Below are 2,069 nucleotides of genomic sequence, written 5' to 3'. Positions count from 1 at the left end.
CGGCGACCGGCGACCGGCGACCGGCGACCGGCGACCGTCAGGCGGCGCGATCGGCGGGCGAGCGATGGCCGGCGGTGTGGTCGCCGGAGGCGTTTCTCCGATGGTGTCTTCTGCGGGATTGCCCCCGACGTGGCTCAGGATCAGTAGCCGGCGTGCGTGGGCGGGCGCACGCTGGGGTGAGAGGTGGCGGTTGTGATGGATCAGCTAGCCGAGCAGATCGACGGCCTGCCGAATCTGAGCGGCAGCGAATCCCGGGTGGAGGCGGCGATCGCGGCCGGTCGGGGGCAACCGGTCTTGCACACGCAGGGAAGCTGCTTCGATGGGGTAGCGAGCGCGTTCGCGGTCGCGCTGCACATGCACCAACCGTTGATTCCGGCCGGCGGGCCTGAGCTGCGAACCGCCCGGGTGATCAGCAACCTGCAGTACATGCTGGACCATCAGGGCGTCGGCGACAACCATAACGCGCCGGTGTTCCTGCGCTGCTACCGGCGGATGGGCGAGATCGTGCCGCGGCTTGCGGATGAGGGGCGCCAACCGCGGGTGATGCTGGAGTACTCAGGCACGCTGCTGCACGGGTTGCGCCAGATCGGCGCGAGCGAGGTGATCGACGCGCTACGGCGAATCACCTGCGACCGGCGCTACACAGACGCCGTCGAGTGGCTTGGGTGCTCGTGGGGGCACGCCGTCGCCCCGTCCACCCCGGTCCAGGACTACCGCCTGCATGTCCGGGCCTGGCAACACCACTTCGCGGCGCTGTTCGGAATGGGCGCGCTGGGCCGTGTGCGGGGTTTCTCGCCGGCGGAGATGGCGTTGCCGAACCATCCCGACGTCGCGCACGCGTTCGTGCGCACCCTGCTCGACTGTGGCTACGAGTGGGTGTTGGTACAAGAGCACACGGTCGAGAGGCTGGACGGCGGCGGAGTGGATCGCCCGCACGTCCCGCACCGGCTGGTATGCACCAGCTCGACCGGCGAGACGGCCAGCATCGTTGCGGTCGTGAAGACCCAAGGCAGCGACACCAAGCTGGTCGGACAGATGCAGCCCTACTACGAGGCGAAGGGGCTCTCACGCCAGGACCTCGCCGGCCACAGCGTCCCGCCACTGGTCACACAGATCGCCGACGGCGAGAACGGCGGGGTCATGATGAATGAGTTCCCGGCCAAGTACGAGGAGGTGGTGCGGGCGTGCTCGGGGACGGCCACCTCGATGATGAACGTCACCGAGTACCTGGAGCAGCTGCACGGGACCGGCGTCGATGTCGAGGACCTGCCGGTCATCCAGCCGCTGCTGCAGCACCGCATCTGGGAGCGGATGAGTCCCGGGGACGGGCCTGACCGCCTCACCGCCGTCACCGCCGAGCTGGCCGGTGAGGACGGCCGCTTCCACGTCGAAGGCGGCAGCTGGACGAACAACATCTCCTGGGTTCGGGGATACGACGACGTGCTAAACCCAATGGAGCGGGCGAGCGCTCTGTTCCACGAGCGCGTCCAGCGGACCGGCGTCGACACCAACGACGCGCGTTACCGAAAGGCCCTCTACCACCTGCTCACCGCAGAGACCAGCTGCTACCGCTACTGGGGCGGCGGCGTCTGGACCGACTACGGCGCCGAGATCGCCCGGCGAGCCAGCGACATCCTGACCCACGACCTTTAGCTGCCGGACGTGTCGGGAAGCGTCGTGCCCGTTGGCACGCAGCTCAACACCTGGTTGTTTGGTCCGTGCCGATGCGCGAACGCCCGCGCGTAAGTTGAGATACACGACGCCGTTCGAAACGAGCAGAACAAAGTCAGCCATTGGTCGTCGGCGGAGATGCTGCTGCCGACGTGATCGGCTTACCGGCCGCCGCGGCAAATATCGAAAGACTGCGAACTGAACCGTGTCGAGGCGTCAGGTTGGTGGGGCCGTCGGCTTGGGCGGGGTGTCGGTCGGTGCGCAGCCGGCCATCGCGGTGTGGAGGAGGGCGTCGCGGTGGGTGGCGAGTTGTGCTGGGGTGAGGGTGCGGATTGGGCGCCACAGGGATCCGAGGGCTGCGGTGGCGCGTGCGGTGGCTGCGGTGCCGTTGGCGGTGG

General features: G+C 68.4%; 3 protein-coding genes. 2 read left to right on the top strand and 1 reads right to left on the bottom strand.

The window, feature by feature from the left end:
* Both VFW69_RS06270 and VFW69_RS06265 read left to right on the top strand, forming a co-directional pair.
* A partial coding sequence (locus tag VFW69_RS06270) for a hypothetical protein (protein ID WP_526499252.1) occupies positions 1 to 196 on the top strand: 196 nt, incomplete at its 5' end.
* Complete coding sequence (locus VFW69_RS06265; protein WP_526499250.1) at positions 193 to 1,653, top strand: hypothetical protein; 1,461 nt, start codon at positions 193 to 195, stop codon at positions 1,651 to 1,653. The genes VFW69_RS06270 and VFW69_RS06265, both read left to right, overlap by 4 nt.
* Positions 1,654 to 1,887: 234 nt before the next feature.
* Here the strand turns inward: VFW69_RS06265 and VFW69_RS06260 are convergent.
* Positions 1,888 to 2,069: hypothetical protein (locus VFW69_RS06260; protein ID WP_526499248.1), on the bottom strand; the 182-nt coding region annotated here is incomplete at its 5' end.

It is taken from the genome of Mycobacterium sp. (assembly GCF_036273375.1).
In the GTDB taxonomy this organism is placed as follows: Bacteria; Actinomycetota; Actinomycetes; order Mycobacteriales; family Mycobacteriaceae; genus Mycobacterium.
Note: the sequence above shows the minus strand (reverse complement) of the source record. Positions and strands in the feature narration are given on the sequence as shown.